At 63.2% G+C, this 16,125-nt stretch carries 14 protein-coding genes; 8 read left to right on the forward strand and 6 right to left on the reverse strand.

The genetic code is table 11. From position 1 onward, the window contains the following. Positions 1–46: 46 nt before the first annotated feature. From dhaK to E3T50_RS12580, 4 genes are all read left to right on the forward strand, one after another. Positions 47–1,048 carry a dihydroxyacetone kinase subunit DhaK gene (gene dhaK / locus E3T50_RS12565; RefSeq protein ID WP_134552325.1) on the forward strand — a complete coding sequence of 334 codons (1,002 nt, stop codon included), beginning with the start codon at positions 47–49 and terminating at the stop codon, positions 1,046–1,048. Positions 1,049–1,060: 12 nt separating this feature from the next. Continuing rightward, entirely contained in the window at positions 1,061–1,747 is a 687-nt protein-coding gene (gene dhaL, locus E3T50_RS12570; protein ID WP_134552326.1) for a dihydroxyacetone kinase subunit DhaL, read from the forward strand. Beyond that, complete coding sequence (gene dhaM / locus E3T50_RS12575) at positions 1,747–2,478, forward strand: dihydroxyacetone kinase phosphoryl donor subunit DhaM (RefSeq protein WP_134552328.1); 732 nt, start codon at positions 1,747–1,749, stop codon at positions 2,476–2,478. Before dhaL ends, dhaM begins: the two co-directional genes overlap by 1 nt. A gap of 79 nt (positions 2,479–2,557) precedes the next feature. Further along, positions 2,558–2,779 (forward strand): hypothetical protein, encoded by a 222-nt coding sequence (locus E3T50_RS12580; protein WP_134552329.1) that lies wholly within the window; start codon positions 2,558–2,560, stop codon positions 2,777–2,779. Between the two features lie 286 nt (positions 2,780–3,065). Here the strand turns inward: E3T50_RS12580 and E3T50_RS12585 are convergent, their stop codons facing one another. From E3T50_RS12585 to E3T50_RS12595, 3 genes are read right to left on the reverse strand one after another with little or no spacing between them, the layout of a single operon-like run. Further along, the gene (locus E3T50_RS12585) at positions 3,066–5,468 is read right to left on the reverse strand and encodes an ATP-binding cassette domain-containing protein (RefSeq protein ID WP_134552331.1); all 2,403 of its coding nucleotides are present in this window, start codon (positions 5,466–5,468) and stop codon (positions 3,066–3,068) included. Next, on the reverse strand, positions 5,431–7,623 hold the full coding sequence (locus E3T50_RS12590; protein ID WP_134552333.1) for a S9 family peptidase: 2,193 nt from the start codon (positions 7,621–7,623) through the stop codon (positions 5,431–5,433). The genes E3T50_RS12585 and E3T50_RS12590 overlap by 38 nt, the downstream gene beginning before the upstream one ends. A gap of 14 nt (positions 7,624–7,637) precedes the next feature. Beyond that, complete coding sequence (locus E3T50_RS12595; RefSeq protein ID WP_134552335.1) at positions 7,638–8,402, reverse strand: SDR family oxidoreductase; 765 nt, start codon at positions 8,400–8,402, stop codon at positions 7,638–7,640. Between the two features lie 166 nt (positions 8,403–8,568). Here E3T50_RS12595 and E3T50_RS12600 point away from each other — a divergent pair, with 166 nt between their 5' ends. The 4 genes from E3T50_RS12600 to E3T50_RS12615 all read left to right on the forward strand — a co-directional run bounded on the left by E3T50_RS12600 (position 8,569) and on the right by E3T50_RS12615 (position 11,275). Continuing rightward, positions 8,569–9,063, forward strand: coding sequence for an NfeD family protein (locus tag E3T50_RS12600; RefSeq protein WP_134552337.1), 495 nt, complete (start codon positions 8,569–8,571; stop codon positions 9,061–9,063). Further along, complete coding sequence (locus E3T50_RS12605; protein ID WP_134552339.1) at positions 9,056–10,027, forward strand: SPFH domain-containing protein; 972 nt, start codon at positions 9,056–9,058, stop codon at positions 10,025–10,027. The genes E3T50_RS12600 and E3T50_RS12605 overlap by 8 nt, the downstream gene beginning before the upstream one ends. A gap of 3 nt (positions 10,028–10,030) precedes the next feature. Beyond that, on the forward strand, positions 10,031–10,795 hold the full coding sequence (locus E3T50_RS12610; RefSeq protein ID WP_134552341.1) for a glycerophosphodiester phosphodiesterase family protein: 765 nt from the start codon (positions 10,031–10,033) through the stop codon (positions 10,793–10,795). A 111-nt stretch (positions 10,796–10,906) separates the two neighbouring features. Further along, positions 10,907–11,275 carry an RNA polymerase-binding protein RbpA gene (locus tag E3T50_RS12615; RefSeq protein WP_134459372.1) on the forward strand — a complete coding sequence of 123 codons (369 nt, stop codon included), beginning with the start codon at positions 10,907–10,909 and terminating at the stop codon, positions 11,273–11,275. A 53-nt stretch (positions 11,276–11,328) separates the two neighbouring features. Here E3T50_RS12615 and lnt read toward each other — a convergent pair whose 3' ends face one another. From lnt to tatC, 3 genes are read right to left on the reverse strand one after another with little or no spacing between them, the layout of a single operon-like run. Continuing rightward, positions 11,329–12,861, reverse strand: a complete 1,533-nt coding sequence (gene lnt / locus E3T50_RS12620; protein ID WP_134552343.1) for an apolipoprotein N-acyltransferase — start codon at positions 12,859–12,861, stop codon at positions 11,329–11,331. A 6-nt stretch (positions 12,862–12,867) separates the two neighbouring features. Continuing rightward, positions 12,868–15,327, reverse strand: a complete 2,460-nt coding sequence (locus E3T50_RS12625; RefSeq protein ID WP_134552345.1) for a DEAD/DEAH box helicase — start codon at positions 15,325–15,327, stop codon at positions 12,868–12,870. Positions 15,328–15,363: 36 nt separating this feature from the next. Then, the gene (gene tatC / locus E3T50_RS12630) at positions 15,364–16,116 is read right to left on the reverse strand and encodes a twin-arginine translocase subunit TatC (RefSeq protein WP_134459366.1); all 753 of its coding nucleotides are present in this window, start codon (positions 16,114–16,116) and stop codon (positions 15,364–15,366) included. Between the last annotated feature and the right edge of the window lie 9 nt (positions 16,117–16,125).

Consider the following 16,125-nt stretch of genomic DNA (forward strand, 5'->3'; position numbering starts at 1 on the left):
TCTTCCCCGTGTTTCGAGCCGAGTGTCACCGAGTGAATGGATGGTCATGAAAAAGCTCATCAACGATCCCAAGAACGTCGTCAACGAAGCCGTCGCCGGATTTGAGTCGGCGCACGCCGACATTGTGCGGGTATCGCACGATCCGATCTTCATCGCGCGAATCGACGCACCTATTCAGGGCAAAGTGGGAATCGTCAGCGGTGGTGGCAGCGGGCATGAACCGCTCCACGGAGGATTTGTCGGGTACGGCATGCTGGATGCCGCGGTTCCAGGCCCCGTTTTCACCTCACCGACACCCGACCCGATCATGGCAGCAACCCAGGCCGTGAATGGGGGTGCCGGTGTGCTGCATATCGTGAAGAACTACACCGGGGACGTGTTGAACTTTGAGACCGCGGCAGATCTCGCTTCCGCTGAAGGCATCGACGTGCGCACGGTCATCATCAACGACGACGTGGCCGTGAAAGATTCGCTCTATACCGCTGGACGCCGCGGGGTGGCCGGAACGGTGCTGGTCGAGAAGATCACCGGAGCCGCTGCCGAGCGCGGCGACGATCTGGATGGCGTCGTCGCCGTGGCGGAAAAAGTGAACTCCCGCGTGCGCACAATGGGCGTCGCGCTGAGCCCGTGTGTCGTGCCCCACGCGGGCGAACCGAGCTTCGTGCTCGCCGACGACGAGATCGAGATCGGCATCGGAATTCACGGCGAACCGGGTCGGGAGCGGATCAAACTTCAGCCCGCCGATGCCATTGTCGACCGGCTGCTCGGCCCCATTCTCGAAGACCTGCCGTTTGTCAGCGGGGATGAGGTGCTCTTGTTCGTCAACGGTATGGGCGGTACACCGCAGATCGAGCTGTATATCGTGTTCCGTCGGGCTGCTGAAGTATTGAAAGAACGGGGAATCACGGTCACCCGCAGCCTGGTCGGTAACTACACGACAAGCCTTGAGATGGCAGGTGCATCCATTTCCGTTTTGAAGCTCGATGATGAACTCACCAGCCTGTGGGACGCCCCGGTTCAAACCGTGGGGCTACGGTGGGGTCGGTAGAAAGAAGATTCGATGACCCCGAACGAGCAATTCGACGCAGCCCTCACCGACGAGGTGCCCACACTGGACACGGCCTGGACCGTGCGGTGGATTCGGCGCAGTGCTGAGGTGCTCGCCACCAATCGCGCCGCGCTCAATACTCTCGACCGGGATATTGGCGACGGTGATCACGGTGAAAACATGGATCGAGGCTTCCAGGCGGTGTTGCCCAAGCTCGAGGGCCTGGCCGACGAGACAACGCCCGGCGCCGTGCTCAAGCTGGTCGCTACGACACTGATCTCCACCGTGGGCGGCGCTGCGGGCCCGCTGTACGGCACGGCTTTTCTTAAAGCCGCCGGTGCCGTCGGGTCTGCAGAATCGCTGGATGCAGCCGCACTGGTCGCCTTGATGACGGCGGCCCGCGACGGTATCGTGCTGCGCGGCAAAGCCGAGGAGGGCGACAAAACCATGATTGACGCCTGGAGTCCGGCGGTGAACGCGGCGGCGTCAGCGCAGGCGGCAGGTTCGGGTGTGGCTGCTGTATTGCATGCCGCAGCGGATGCCGCAGAGCAGGGTGCGCAGGCCGCGGAACCGCTCGTCGCGCGCAAGGGACGGGCGAGCTATCTCGGTGAGCGAGCCATAGGGCACCGCGACCCGGGCTCGCAGTCGACCGCGCTGCTGCTGCGTGCTGGGGCCGATGTGGCGCTGGTGGCCGAGTGATGGCGGTCGGATCAGCACCCCGTGTCGGCATCGTCTTCGTCTCACACAGCGAGAAAATCGCGATTGGACTTGTTGAACTGGCTCGGCAAATGGCCCCGACCGCGCGCCTCATCGCGGCGGGGGGAACGGACTCCGCCGGGATCGGAACAAGCTTTGAGAAGATCAGCGACGCGATCACTGAAGCAGACACCGGCAACGGTGTGGTTGTGCTCTGTGACCTTGGTTCGGCAATTCTGACCGCGGAAACAGCCCGGGATTTCCTGGAGGCGTCCGAGCAGCACCGGGTACGGATCGTCGATGCTCCGCTCGTCGAGGGCGGGGTGGCCGCAGCGGTGGCCGCTGAAATCGGGGGAGACCTGGATGCAGTGGTAGCGGCGGCGCAGTCAGCGTTCCAGCCGACGAGTAAAACCATGCTCCCAACACGCCACGATGAAACCGGGGACGATGCTTTTGGCGTGGATGCCTCCCTTCCGGCGGCGATATCGCGCACGGTAATACTCATCAACAAAGATGGCCTTCACGCCCGCCCGGCCGCAGAATTCGTGAACCTGGCGAGCACATTTTCTGTTCCGATCACCGTGAACGGAACAGACGCGAGCAGCCTGCTGAGCATCATGTCCCTCGGGCTGGCCCGGGGGAGCAGCGTGCAGCTCGCCTCGACGGACCTGTCGGCTTGGCCGGCAATCAACGCCCTCGCGGACCTGCTGCAATCCGGCTTCGGCGAGGACTAGTCCGTTCGGTCCCGGGAGATGGTCGAAAGATGCGAAAAAGTCGTGTGCCTTTGTGTCGAATCCGGCGTATTGTGAGGGCATGATTCAGGACACGAACACCCCGAGCGGTCCGGAAGAGCGGGGCCCGACCGATTTGCAGGCGTGCCCGATCTGCGGCGAGGTCATGCGCGAACACACCATCGATCACTCCACTCGAAATACCGTGGTGAACTGTCCCGTTGCCCACCCCGGGGCCTGGGACCGCGACGCCTTCGAACCGGTCAATGAATTCGGCATGGTGATTCACCGGTCACACGCCTGAGTCGCAGGGTGGACCACGCCACTCATGACGGCCCGCTCGCCGCGGTGGCGTGCCAACCGCTCAGAAGAAAATGGCTCCGAGGTTAGCCCGGCGACGCGATCAATCCTTGGTCCGCGCGCTGTTGCGGTTTTCGGCGCCGATTTATCGCTGAATGCACGAGGGCGCTTTCTTCGACGATTTCTGCACTGAAAGCCGATTTGTTGACATAATGTACATTATCGGTCATGCACATACTGCTCTCGAGAGGGGTTGAGAATCTTGATTCTGGCGGCGCTACTGCGGTGATTCAAGCCCCCGCGTCGGCACCGACATACGTCGCGAGATGTTCGCCGGTGAGTGTCGACCGAGCCGCTACGAGGTCTGCGGGAACGCCTTCAAAGACGACCTGACCGCCGTCGTGGCCGGCCCCTGGGCCGAGATCGATGATCCAGTCGGCGTGTGCCATAACCGCCTGGTGGTGCTCGATCACGATGACCGATTTACCCGAGTCGACGAACCGGTCCAGCAGGCCGAGCAGATTCTCGACATCGGCCAGGTGGAGGCCGGCGGTCGGCTCGTCCAAAACGTAAACGTCGCCCTTCTCGGCCAGATAGGAGGCGAGCTTCAGCCGCTGCCGTTCGCCACCGGACAGGGTTGGCAACGGCTGGCCAAGGTGGAGATAACCGAGTCCGACGTCGTTGAGCCGACCGAGAATCGCGTGAGCAGTCGGAATGCGTGCCTCCCCCGCACCGAAGAATTCTTGGGCCTCGACCACTGACAATGCCAGCACCTCGCTGATATTGCGCCCACCGAGGTGATAGTCCAGAACGGATGCCTGGAATCGCTTTCCTTCACATACCTCGCAGGGTATCGCGGCGCCCGCCATCATTCCCAGGTCGGTGTAGACGACCCCGGCGCCGTTGCAGTTCGGGCAGGCCCCTTCAGAGTTGGAACTGAACAGTGCGGGTTTGACACTGTTGGCCTTGGCGAATGCCTTTCGGATCGGCTCGAGCATCCCTGTGTATGTGGCTGGGTTGCTGCGCCGGGAGCCCTTGATCGCGCCCTGGTCAACGGACACCACGCCGTCGCGGCCCGAAACCGATCCGGTGATCAGTGAGCTCTTCCCCGACCCTGCCACGCCGGTGAGCACCGTGAGCACGCCAAGCGGAATGTCGACGTCGACGTTCTGCAGGTTGTGGTCGCGAGCGCCGCGCACTGATAGGGCGCCGGACGGCGTGCGTACGGTCGGCTTCAGGGTGGCCCGGTCATCCAGGTGCCGACCCGTCAGCGTGCCGCTGGTTCGCAGCTCGCCGAGGGAGCCCTCAAACACCACTTCACCACCGTCTGTTCCAGCTCCGGGACCCAAATCGATGACGTGGTCGGCGATACTGATCATCTCTGGCTTGTGCTCCACCACGAGTACCGTGTTGCCCTTGTCCCGAAGTTGGAGCAGGAGGGTGTTCATGCGCTGGATGTCGTGCGGGTGCAGCCCGATCGTCGGCTCGTCGAAGACGTAGGTGACGTCGGTGAGTGAGGAGCCGAGGTGACGAATCATTTTGGTGCGCTGGGATTCCCCGCCGGAGAGTGTGCCCGAGGAACGGTCAAGGGACAGGTAGCCCAGCCCGATCTCGCCAAACGAGTTCAACAGATGCTGCAACGAGGCAAGAAGCGGCGCGACGGACGGGTCGGCCAGGGTCCGCACCCAGTCGGCGAGGTCGCTGATCTGCATCTTGCAGGCATCCGCGATGCTGATCCCGCTGATTTTCGATGATCGGGCCCCCTCGCCCAGCCGCGTGCCGTCACAGTCGGGGCAGACGGCGAAGGTCACCGCCCGTTCCACGAAGGCGCGGACGTGCGGCTGCAGGGAATCCACGTCTTTGGAAAGCATCGATTTCTGGATTTTCGGGATCAGTCCCTCGTAGGTGAGGTTGATGCCGTCGATCTTGATTTTCGTAGGCTCCTTACGGAGTAGGTCGTTCAGCTCTTTTTTGGTGAATTTGGCAATGGGTTTGTTGGGATCGAAGAATCCACAACCGTTGAAAATGCGCCCAAACCAGCCGTCCATGCTGTACCCGGGGATGGTCAGGGCGCCCTCGTTGAGCGACTTCGTGTCGTCGTACAGCGCGGTCAGATCGATGTCGGTGACGGAACCCCGTCCCTCGCAGCGTGCACACATTCCGCCGGTGATGCTGAAGCTGCGCCGCTCCTTCACGGTCTGTCCGCCGCGTTCGATGGAGACGGCGCCCGAGCCGCTGATCGAGGCGACGTTGAAGGAGTACGCCTGCGGCGAGCCGATATACGGCTGGCCGAGCCGGCTGAACAAGATGCGCAACAGTGCGTTGGCGTCGGTGGCGGTACCCACGGTGGAGCGCGCGTTCGCACCCATCCGTTCCTGATCGACAATGATGGCCGTCGTCAGTCCGTCGAGCATGTCGACGTCAGGCCGGCCCAGCATGGGCATGAATCCCTGCACGAACGTGCTGTAGGTTTCGTTGATCATGCGCTGGGACTCGGCGGCGATCGTGCCGAATACCAGGGAGGTCTTGCCGGAGCCGGACACACCCGTGAACATGGTCAGCCGCCGCTTCGGGATGTCAACGCTGACGTTCTTGAGATTGTTTTCGCGGGCGCCCTGCACCCGGATCAGGTCGTGGCTGTCGGCAATGTGCAGTTCAGGCGACGGGGTGGCCGCTTTCGTGGTCCTGCTCATCGTTTCTCCTGTGATTGAGGGCACTGGGCAGGTGACGGGCCCACCAGTTCAGAATAATCTCGAACCGTTGCAAACGGTGCCGTGGATGACCGGTGCGGCTCAGGTCGTGGTTCTCCCCCGGAAAAATGACCAGTTCGGTCGGCACTCCCCCGCGTTTGAGCGCCGCATAGTAGCGCTCGCCCTGTGACAGGGGGCAGCGCAGGTCCTGAGCCGAGTGCAGTACCAGGGTCGGGGTAGTCACCTGCCCGACGACAGCCTGTGGACTTTGCGACCGCACGAGGGCGACATCCGTTCCAACGTACTCGTCGCCGAAGAAGTCCCCGATGTCGCTGGTGCCGACGAATGCTTCGGGATCGAGAAAGCCGCGTTCCACGATGGCCGCGGCAAATCGGTGGTCGTGCGCGATCGTCCAGGCGGTCAGATAACCGCCGTAGGACCCGCCCATGATACCGACCCGGTCTGCGTCGAGAACGGGCTCGGCCCGCAACGCTCCGTCGAGGAAATCCAGCACATCGGCCAGGTCGAGGGTTCCCATGCGCTGGCGAATGGCGCGACCGTGTGCCTCGCCATATCCAGATGACCCGCGCGGGTTGCACAGCACCACCGCATAACCCGCGTCGACGTAGACCTGGGTCTCATCGAGGAGCGCGCCGGTGTACTGCGCGAACGGGCCGCCGTGAATGGTCAGGAGGACGGGGTGGGGGCCCGGCCCGGGTGGGGTATGCACCCAGCCGTGCACCGGGTAGCCGTCCCGCCCGGTGACCGTGAGCTCGATGCCCGTCACGAGACCGGTGGCGCGCAGGGCGGCGGAGAAATTAGTGAGGCGCCTGGGTTCGATGTCCTGCGGTTGTGTGCCGTGGAGGACAGCTCGGGCGAGAACGAGGTCACCGGACGTGGCGGCGGACTGCACCGCCGCCACGATTGTCGTGTCCCGCGCATCCACGGCGGTGACAACGGCCGCGCCGCAGTCGACTATCTCGACGTGTCCCTGGCTGTGCACCCGGAGCAGCTCGACCCGGCCCCGACTGACGTTGAGCACGAGTACGGAGCCGTCCGCCAGCGGCGTGATCTCTCCCGTGGCGTCCAGGTTGAGACGGTTCGGGTCGGTCTGGTCTGGGTCGGTCACGCGGATCGGGGCTGAACCCGCACGTGGGGCACCGCTGCGGTACAGAGCGGATACCCGGCCGACGAAATCTCGACCGGTAGCGCCCACATCCGTCGCGAGTAACCAGAGCGTACCGTCATCGGCGCAGGCGAGCGCCGAGATGCTCAAGTTTGCCTCCGCACGCACCGTCGTGCGAACCGGAGCAACCGTTCCGACGCCATCGGTATCGGTATCGGTATCGGTATCGGTATCGGTATCGGTATCGTCGAGGTTGAGTTCGACGACTTCGCTGCGCAAATCGTTGTCGCGACCAGCATGACGTGCCGAGATGGTGAAGAGTCGGGATCCATCGGGTGCGAAGGCCAGCCCGGAATGATCGAAGTCCCCGTCGGTCAGCTGCCGCGCGACCGGAAGACCGGAAGGCCGGGCGGCGGGAACAGCGAGATCTGTCCCGGGCGCGCTTCCCGACTCTGTGCGAGTGACATCGGCCACGGACGGCGCGGTATCCGGCGTCGGCTCGCCCCACACGTTGGGCACGACGGCCAGGAACACGTGCACGCGGCGATCGGTGGTGTAGCCGACCCCGTTCGATCGGTATCGCAGGGTGACGATACGCCGGTACGGCTCGGACTCCGCAGACAAGCCGGTTACAGTGCCATATCGGCCTTCCTGGGGCACCCGGGCCAGGAAGGCGATCGTTTGGCCGTTCGGATGCCACCGAAATTCGGTCACGCCCACAGGGGCGTCGGTCACCGCCACGGGCTCTCCCCCCGCCGCGTCGACAACGTGCACCTGCGCCGCACCGCCGGCACTGACCCGCAGGAACCCGATCAGACTGCCATCCGGGGAGTACCTGGGCGCCGAGTCACGAAAGCCGCGAGTGATGCGGTGTGGAGCCGGCTCCCCTTCCAGCGCGACGGTCCAGAGTTGGCCGACATAGTCATCCGCTGCAAAATCCGCTCGTATCCGGGAGACCACCGCTCGCGAACCGTCGGGATGGAGCGTCGGGCGTGACACCGATGTGAGCAACGGCAGATCGGCGGCCTTCATCGGTTACTCGCCAGCTACTCGCCGGTGAACCCGGTCGTGTCTCCGACGTACCGGGTGTTGCCGACCGGAACGGGTTCGACGGCGGCCGCGACAATTTCCGCTGCGAACTCGCTCACGTTGTAGAGGCGACCCGCCGCCTCTTTGCGGGCACTCAGGGCACCCGGGTTGGACCGTTCGAGCAGGGTCGCCGTGATGGTTCCCTCGATCATGTCGCCGGAGACGACGACGAATCCGATGCCGGACTCTTCGAGCTGTGGGATGACGGCGCGCAGGGCGTCTTCGCCGGCCCGTTTGCTGCGGGCGACCGGCTCATACTCCGGCATGGTCGGTGTGGTCTTGATGAAGTGCGCCTGGTGGCTGGTCACGAAGACAACCCGGGAGTCGTCGCCGAGAAGCGGGATGGCGTCGGTCAGCAGGTTCACCTGGGCGTCGCGGTTGAGCTTCATGGCGTAGTTTTCGGCCATGCCACTCTCCATACCTCCCGACGCATTCATCACGAGAATGTCGAGGCCACCGAATTCGGCCCGAATGGTCGCGAACATCGCGGCTACGGACGCCGGATCGGTCAGGTCGGCACCGACTGTGATGGCTTCCCCCCCGGCGGTACGAATGGCCTCGGCGAGTTTGTGGGCCCGTCCCTCTTTGTTGCGATAGTTGATGACGACGCGCGCGCCCGCTTCGGCGAAGTAGCCGACCGTGTCGGCGCCGATGCCGCGAGACGAGCCGGTGACGAGTACACGCTTGCCCTCGAGTGATCCTGCTGCAAGTGGATTGGTCACGCATGCTCCTCTAAATTCAGTCATCTTGATTTCATGGGCACCTGGTGGCCCGATCAGCCGCCAGCTCCACTTTCGACCTTATCAACAAGCCTCGGCCGCTCCCCCGGCGTGTTGTCCCCGGCACCTGCTAGTTTCAGAGTGAAACGGAACGTGGAGGGTGTCACACATGGTCGACCTGACCGACTATCTCTGGATTTTATGGCTCGTGTTCATTCTCGTGGCCATCACCGTCGAACTTTTGACCCTGGAATTCACGTTCCTGATGATTTCCCTCGGCAGTCTGGGGGGGCTGGGCGCGAATTTGCTCGGCTTGGACTGGTGGCTGCAGATCGTGGTTGCTGCGGGCCTGTCGGTATTGCTGCTCCTCACGATTCGCCCTTTTTTACTGCGTGCTTTACGCAAGGGAGGCGATCCGGCGCTCAGCAATATCGACGCCCTGATCGGAATGACGGGTCGGGTCGTATCGACGGTCACCGAAACCGGCGGACTGGTGAAGCTCGCCAACGGTGAGACCTGGACCGCTCGTCTTCTGCCGCCTGGCCCCGGTGATCAGACCAGTTTCCAAGCCAGCGCCGACCCCGGCCAGCCGGTCACCGTGCATCTCATCGAAGGCTCCACCGCCATCGTCATTACCGCCGAAAGGACCCCGCACAATGCTTGACCCCGCAGCTTTCATCGGTCAGATCTTCGTGATTGCCCTGCTCGCCGTTTTAGCGGTGTTCGTCATCGTCATCCTGTTGCGGGCCATTCGCATCATTCCTCAGGGTAATGCCGGGGTAGTCGAACGCCTCGGCAAGTACCACAAGACGCTTCTGCCTGGCCTGAACCTGCTCGTGCCGTTCGTCGACCGGGTGCGGCCGCTCCTGGACATTCGCGAGCAGGTCGTATCGTTTCCGCCGCAGCCGGTGATCACCGAGGACAACCTGGTCGTCTCCATCGACACCGTCGTCTACTTTCAGGTGACAGATGCCCGGGCCGCCACATATGAGATCAACAACTATCTCGGTGCGGTCGAACAACTCACCACAACCACGCTCCGCAACGTGGTCGGCGGGTTGAACCTCGAAGAGGCGCTCACCAGCCGGGATAACATCAATAGCCAGCTGCGCATCGTGCTGGACGAAGCGACCGGCAAATGGGGCATTCGCGTGGGCAGGGTCGAGCTCAAGGCGATCGAACCGCCCCACTCCATCCAGGACTCCATGGAAAAGCAGATGCGCGCCGAACGTGACCGTCGTGCGTTGATCCTGACGGCGGAGGGCACCAAGCAGTCTGCCATTCTCACCGCTGAGGGAGCACGTCAGGCAGCGATCCTCGAGGCCGAGGGCGACGCAAAAGCCGCTGTCCTCCGCGCGCAAGGCGAGGCCGAAGCCATCACCACCGTATTCAAGGCCATCCACGACGGCGACCCCGACCCGAAACTTCTCGCCTACCAGTATCTGTTGACCCTGCCCAAGCTCGCCGAGGGCAGCGCCAACAAGCTCTGGATCGTGCCGAGCGAACTGACCGAGGCGATGAAGGGAATCGGCAGCGCGTTTGGTGCGAACCCCCAGAACCCCGGCGCGGCTCCGCACTCCGCGGCCACGCCGACAGTATCCGCCACCCCCACGTCGCCGCAGGTTTAGTCGGTGGCTGGGAGCGCTCAGTCAGTATTTCTAGCCGCACCCTATCCTCGTGTATTCGCCCACCGCGGTCTCGCGCAGGACGCTCCGGCAAATACCCTGCTCGCGTTCGCGAAAGCATTAGCGGCCGGCGCAACCCACCTCGAGACCGACGTGCACGTGTCGCGGGACGGTGTGGCCGTCATCAGTCACGATCCCGACCTCGCGGCGCTCGGACAAGACGTGCGCATCGACCAGCTTGCGATCGCCGAGCTGGAACGGATCAATCTCGGTTTTGGCCAGTCGTTCACGTCTCTTGCCGATGCACTCGTGGCTTTTCCTGCCGCGCGATTCAACATTGATATCAAAACAGATGCCGCGGCGGAGCCGGCGGCCCGCGCGATACGTGACCTGCGAGCCACCCCTCGGGTGCTCGTGACCTCCTTCAATGAACGCCGCCGACAGCACGTGGTCGGCCTGCTTCCCGGCGTGGTCTCGTCGGCGTCAGCATCGCTCGTCGCCCGAGCCGTAGCTGCGGCGAATCTCGGTTTCTACGCCCAAGTCCGACGCACGCTGCGGGGGTGCGTTGCGGTGCAGGTGCCGGAACGGGCTGGTCCCGTTCGAATAGCCACTCCCCGCTTCGTTGCCATGATGCATCGAGCGGGCGTTGAGGTGCACGCGTGGACCATTAACGACCCCCTCGACATGATTCGTCTCCTCGACCTGGGTGTTGACGGTCTCGTCACGGATCGCACCGATCTCGCTGTAGCCGCCGCTACTCGTCGAAGCTGAGAATTACCTCCCAGAACGGGGGGTCTGGGAAGGTTAACGCCCAGCTTGATGGTTTAGAACTATGAATGCATCGTGGTCGAATTGTGATCGCGAGCGAGAGGAGACCACACTATGGCTGACCGCAGTTTGCGTGGCATGAGACTGGGCGCACAAAGCCTACAGAGTGAAGAAGGCGTCACCTTCTCCCCTCGGGTCACTCACACCTACCGGTGTGAGACGTGCGGGCGCGAAACGGTAATGATTTTCTCGGCCGATGCCGAGGCTCCGGACGAATGGGAATGCAAGTACTGCGCACGGACCGCGACTCGACTCGTTGACTCCCTGCCGGTGATTGTCGACCACTCTGATGAGAAGATTCCCCGGACCCACTGGGATATGCTGCTGGAACGTCGCACCAGGGACGAACTCGAAGAGTTGCTCGAAGAGCGCCTCTCCGTGTTGCGTCTGCGCCGTGGTGGCCAGCAAAAGATCGGCGCTTAACCGCTGATTGCTTCCCGAACGACCCCGCGCCCCGTGCCGGGGTCGTTGTTGGTTCACGACCCGCGCGACCAGCGGCGCCGAGCGGCACCGATGCATAGGGCCAGGCCAGCCAGTCCCAGACCGGACACGAACCATTCCACGCCCCGGCCAGCCGACATCGCCGGCGTGATGGTGTCGCTGAGCGGAACTGTCTGCACCATGGAACCCGCCGTGAAGGTCGGGAGGCTGTCCAGGCTTTGCCCATCGGGCGTGATGATGGCGCTCGACCCGACCGTGGAGATATTCACCACCGTACGCCCGGTCTCCAGCGCGCGGAGCCGGGCGATGGCTAGCTGCTGAACACTCTCGTCGGTCCGCCCGAAGTCGGCGTTGTTGGTTTGGGCGAGAATGATTTGCGCGTCATCGTCGATCATCTCGTGCACGAGCTGATCGTCGGCGATGTCAAAGCAAATTGCGATGCCCGCCAGAACGCCGTTGATGTCGAAAATATTATCGCGGGTGCCGATGCCGTAGTCCCGACCAATGAGGTCGATCAGTTCCGGCGCGAATGGCCGCCAGAAGGCCCGATCGGGCATATATTCCGCGAAAGGCACTGGGTGCACCTTGTCGTAGACGTCAACGGCTCCCCGACCGGCCTTCCAGAGCAGCGAGCTGTTGTAATAGGTGTCTCCCGGCTTGGTAATGGTGCCGGTGATGAGCGGAGCATCCATTTCGGTGCTGATGTAGTCGAGCACCTGCGCGGCCGGCTGCGACCGGGTGGGGTCGATGTCGCTCGCGTTTTCCGGCCAGACCACAAAATCGACCTTCTCGCCGATCAGCGGCAGGGTGGCCGAGGTGTGGTCCTGCAGAATCTGGCCCGGCGAATTCTCGGCGAACAGTCCGGCATCCGCGTTGCCCTGTACCGCAGCCAGTCGAACCTGGCCGCTGGGGATGGTCGGCCAGTTTGGGATGACGAGCGTGAGCGTGACGGCGCCGACGGCAAGGCCTGTACGCAGCATTCGGGCTAGATCGGGTTCCCTGAACAGCTGCACGGCGAGGGCGCTCAGCCAGACCATGATAAAGCTCAGCCCGGACAAGCCGACCCACGCCACGAGCGGTCCGAACGGGCTCTCCGACTGCGACAAAGCGACCCGGCCCCAGGCGAAGCCACCATACGGCCAGACCGCGCTGATCGCCTCCCGCGCCGTCCACAAACCGGCAACAATCACCGGCACGATGCCGAGCCGGCCCCAGACGCTCGGCCACACGCTGGGACCATGCCTCAACACGACGGCGGTGAGACCGAGCCCGACAGCGAAGAACAGGCTCTCCAATCCGCCGAGCGCGAACCACGGCACGAGGCCCAGGTAGAGGGTGATCCAGACGATATGAATCAGCCAGAACGACAATCCGGCGACCAGTCCGACGAGTAGTCCGGTGGCGAGGCTCCGACCGACAAGGGCCAAGAGCATGAGCGCGACACCGACGGGCGCGAGGAACCACCAGTTTCGATCGGGAAAACCGGCATCGAGGATCGCTCCGCCACCGGCCGCGACGAGAACGGATGCCCACAGCGGCAGGCTGAACGCGCGCTTCCTCCCCCACATGTGGATTCAGGCCACCGAGGAGTACGCGACAATGCCGCGACGAATCGCGTCCATGGCCGCGCGGGCGGTCGGTCCGACCTCTGCATCACCGGCTATTGAGAGCTGGTCGAGCAAGTCGATGGTCTGTTTGGTCCAGCGCACGAAATCGCCAGCGGCCATCTCCGCCTCGTAGAGCACGTCGCTCAGCGCCGCGCCGCGAGCCCACTTCCACATGGCCAGGCTGAGGCCGACCGCGAGCGGGTTGCTGCCCGGTAGTTTGTGGTCGCGTTCGAGGTCGTCGATGCGGCTCCATAGATCCTGGGTGTCGTCCAGTGCCGGACGGAACGGTCCCTTCGGCAGGTAGCGAGCATCGATCAGTCCTTCCTCGCGCCGAGGTTCGAAAACGAGCGCGCAGGCCATCGCTGCGAGGCTCGCAGCGTCGAGCTCTCTCCATAGGCCTCTGCGCAAGGACTCGGCCACGAGCAGGTCACGTTCGGCGTAGATGCGACGCAGGATGCGGCCGCTTTCACTGAGCGCAATCGTGCCACCGGCATCGGATTCGAGGTAGCCATAACCAAGCAGCACATCGGACACACGGTCGAAAACGCGGGCGATAGCTCCCGTGCGCTGCGAGATTTGCTGGTTGAGGCCATCCGTTTGCCGTTTGAGCTTGAACCAACGTTCCGCCCACCGGGAATGGGCCTCCCGGTCCGGGCAGTGGTGGCAGCCGTGGGCGCGCATCTGTTTGCGCAAATTGGCCACTTCACGCTGGCGTTTGTCGCGTTCACCGCGCAGGGAATTATCGGCTTTGGTACCCTCGCGTTCCAGCTCGGTCAGGCGCCGACGAATCGAGGAGTATTCCTCGAAGTTACCGAGATGGCACGTCATGCTGGTCTCAAACCCGGCCAGGGACTCCTCCTGCTGACGCACCGAGCGGGCCAGGTCGACGACGGCCCGATCCGCTTGGAATTGGGCGAACGACGACTCCAGCACATCGCGGGTGCGGGCGACACCGAACTGGTCGATGAGGTTGACCGCCATGTTGTAGGTCGGCTTGAAACTGGAATTCAACGGATAGGTGCGCCGGGAGGCGAGTGAGGCCACAGCCTGCGGATCCAGCCCCTGCGCCCACTGGATGACCGAGTGGCCGAGGGTATCGATTCCGCGTCGACCGGCACGACCGGTCAGCTGGGTGTACTCCCCCGGAGTGATCGGCACTCGCGCCTCGCCGTTGAATTTCTCGAGCTTGTCAAGAACGACCGTGCGGGCCGGCATGTTGATGCCGAGCGCGAGCGTCTCGGTCGCGAAGACGGCTTTGACGAGCTTCTTCTGGAACAGCTCCTCAACGACCTCCTTAAACGCCGGCAGCAGACCGGCGTGGTGGGCGGCGACTCCGCGTTCGAGCCCGTCGAGCCACTCGAAGTAGCCGAGCACGCCGAGGTCTTCGTCTAGCAGTGTGCGACAGCGGTCGTCGACGATCCGGCGAATTTCTTCGCGCTCGTGGTCTTGCGTCAAACGCACCCCGGAGCGGAGCACCTGCCGCACAGCTTGGTCGCAGCCGACCCGGCTGAAGATGAAGAAAATGGCCGGCAACAGGTGTTTGCCGTCGAGCATACGCACGATGTCGCCACGATCCATTCGGCCGGCGTCAAACTGTGGTCGCTGTTTGTCGTGACCTCGATAACCCCCAGCGGATCCGCCCTGGCGGCCAGATCCCCGACCGCGCCCACCCGCCGAGCGCCCGCCCGCATGCGCAAGACGCACGAGTTCTGGGTTTACCCGATGAGTGCCGATCAGGCCGGTGGAATCGAACAGGTCGAGCATATTGTTCTTAACGAGTACGTGCTGCTCGAGCGGCACCGGCCGCTCTTCAGACACGATTACGTCCGTATCACCGCGGACCGCCTGCAGCCAATCTCCAAATTCTTCCGCGTTCGACACGGTCGCGCTGAGCGACACCATGCGTACTGGCTGCGGTAAATGAATGATCACTTCTTCCCAGACGGCTCCGCGAAAACGATCGGCGAGGTAGTGCACCTCGTCCATCACCACGAAAGCGAGATCGGTCAGAAGATCGGAATCGGCGTAGAGCATGTTCCGAAGCACTTCGGTGGTCATGACCACGATGCGTGCCCCCGGGTTGATGTTGCTGTCTCCGGTGAGCAGCCCAACCTCATGTGCACCGTATTCGGCGACGAATTCCTGGAACTTTTGATTGCTCAGTGCCTTCATGGGCGCGGTATAGAACACTTTCGCGCGGGACTGTTGCATCGCCAGATAGATGGCGAACTCGGCCACGATGGTCTTGCCAGCTCCGGTCGGCGCGGCCACGAGCACACTGTTACCGGCCTCCAGGCAGGCGCATGCCTCACGCTGGAACGCATCCAGCTCGAACTTGAGGCCGTCTTCAAATGCGCGCAGTTGTGGTTGGGCGGCCCGGGTGCGCGCGGCCGAATACCGTTCGGCTGGCGATTGCGTGTGCGTCACGTGATCCTTAATAGTTTCTATGTCCGGGTCTGCGTATTACAGCGCGAGTTCTTTTTCGAAAGCCAGCACTTTCTTAGCCGCCCGGCGATCGTGCAGCCAGGCGATGCCGTAGGCGGCAAAGTACAACATGACCATGGGAATGGCCAGCAAGAACATGGAGACAACGTCAGCTGCCGGGGTGGCGATCGCCGTGAAGAGCACGATGACCAGAATGGCGATCCGCCAGGATTTGATGATCGACGCCGCACTGATCACGCCGGCGAAGTTGAGCAGCACGATGAAGACGGGCAGGACGAACGCAATGCCGATCGCCACGACGAGTTTGAGCACGAAGTCAAAGTAGCCCTGCGCATTGATGAATGCCGAATCCTCGGTGGGTGCGAAACTCGTCATGAGCTCGACTACGTGTGGGAGCACGATCCAACCCGCCGCACAGCCGGCCAGGAACAGGGGAATGGCCGTGAAGATAAACCCGAAGGTGTATTTCTTCTCGGTTCGGGTGAGCCCGGGCACCAGGAACGCGAAGACCTGGTACAGCCAGACCGGACTGGAAACAATCAGACCGACGTAGAGCGAAATCTTCAGTTTGAGGTCGAAGGCGCTCGTGATGTCGGGATAGTTGATCTGGGCGTTGCGATGCTGCGCATTGATGATGGCGTAAATCGGTTCGCGCAACTGATCCCAAACGAAATCGGAGAGGAACCAACCGGCGATAGCGCCGACGAGAAGGCCAGCGGCCGCGAGATACAGGCGCTTGCGCAGTTCGATCAGATGCTGCCCCAGCGACATTTTCCCCGC

Origin of the sequence: Cryobacterium gelidum, from assembly GCF_004403985.1 — a bacterium.
Classification (GTDB): domain Bacteria; phylum Actinomycetota; class Actinomycetes; order Actinomycetales; family Microbacteriaceae; genus Cryobacterium; species Cryobacterium gelidum.

What these genes read in the sequence shown, in the direction of transcription:
- dhaK (WP_134552325.1), top strand. Translation starts at nt 47, where the DNA reads ATGAAAAAGCTCATCAACGATCCCAAGAACGTCGTCAACGAAGCCGTC.
- dhaL (WP_134552326.1), top strand. Translation starts at nt 1,061, where the DNA reads ATGACCCCGAACGAGCAATTCGACGCAGCCCTCACCGACGAGGTGCCC.
- dhaM (WP_134552328.1), top strand. Translation starts at nt 1,747, where the DNA reads ATGGCGGTCGGATCAGCACCCCGTGTCGGCATCGTCTTCGTCTCACAC.
- E3T50_RS12580 (WP_134552329.1), top strand. Translation starts at nt 2,558, where the DNA reads ATGATTCAGGACACGAACACCCCGAGCGGTCCGGAAGAGCGGGGCCCG.
- E3T50_RS12585 (WP_134552331.1), bottom strand. Translation starts at nt 5,468, where the DNA reads ATGAGCAGGACCACGAAAGCGGCCACCCCGTCGCCTGAACTGCACATT.
- E3T50_RS12590 (WP_134552333.1), bottom strand. Translation starts at nt 7,623, where the DNA reads ATGAAGGCCGCCGATCTGCCGTTGCTCACATCGGTGTCACGCCCGACG.
- E3T50_RS12600 (WP_134552337.1), top strand. Translation starts at nt 8,569, where the DNA reads ATGGTCGACCTGACCGACTATCTCTGGATTTTATGGCTCGTGTTCATT.
- E3T50_RS12605 (WP_134552339.1), top strand. Translation starts at nt 9,056, where the DNA reads ATGCTTGACCCCGCAGCTTTCATCGGTCAGATCTTCGTGATTGCCCTG.
- E3T50_RS12615 (WP_134459372.1), top strand. Translation starts at nt 10,907, where the DNA reads ATGGCTGACCGCAGTTTGCGTGGCATGAGACTGGGCGCACAAAGCCTA.
- lnt (WP_134552343.1), bottom strand. Translation starts at nt 12,861, where the DNA reads ATGTGGGGGAGGAAGCGCGCGTTCAGCCTGCCGCTGTGGGCATCCGTT.
- tatC (WP_134459366.1), bottom strand. Translation starts at nt 16,116, where the DNA reads ATGTCGCTGGGGCAGCATCTGATCGAACTGCGCAAGCGCCTGTATCTC.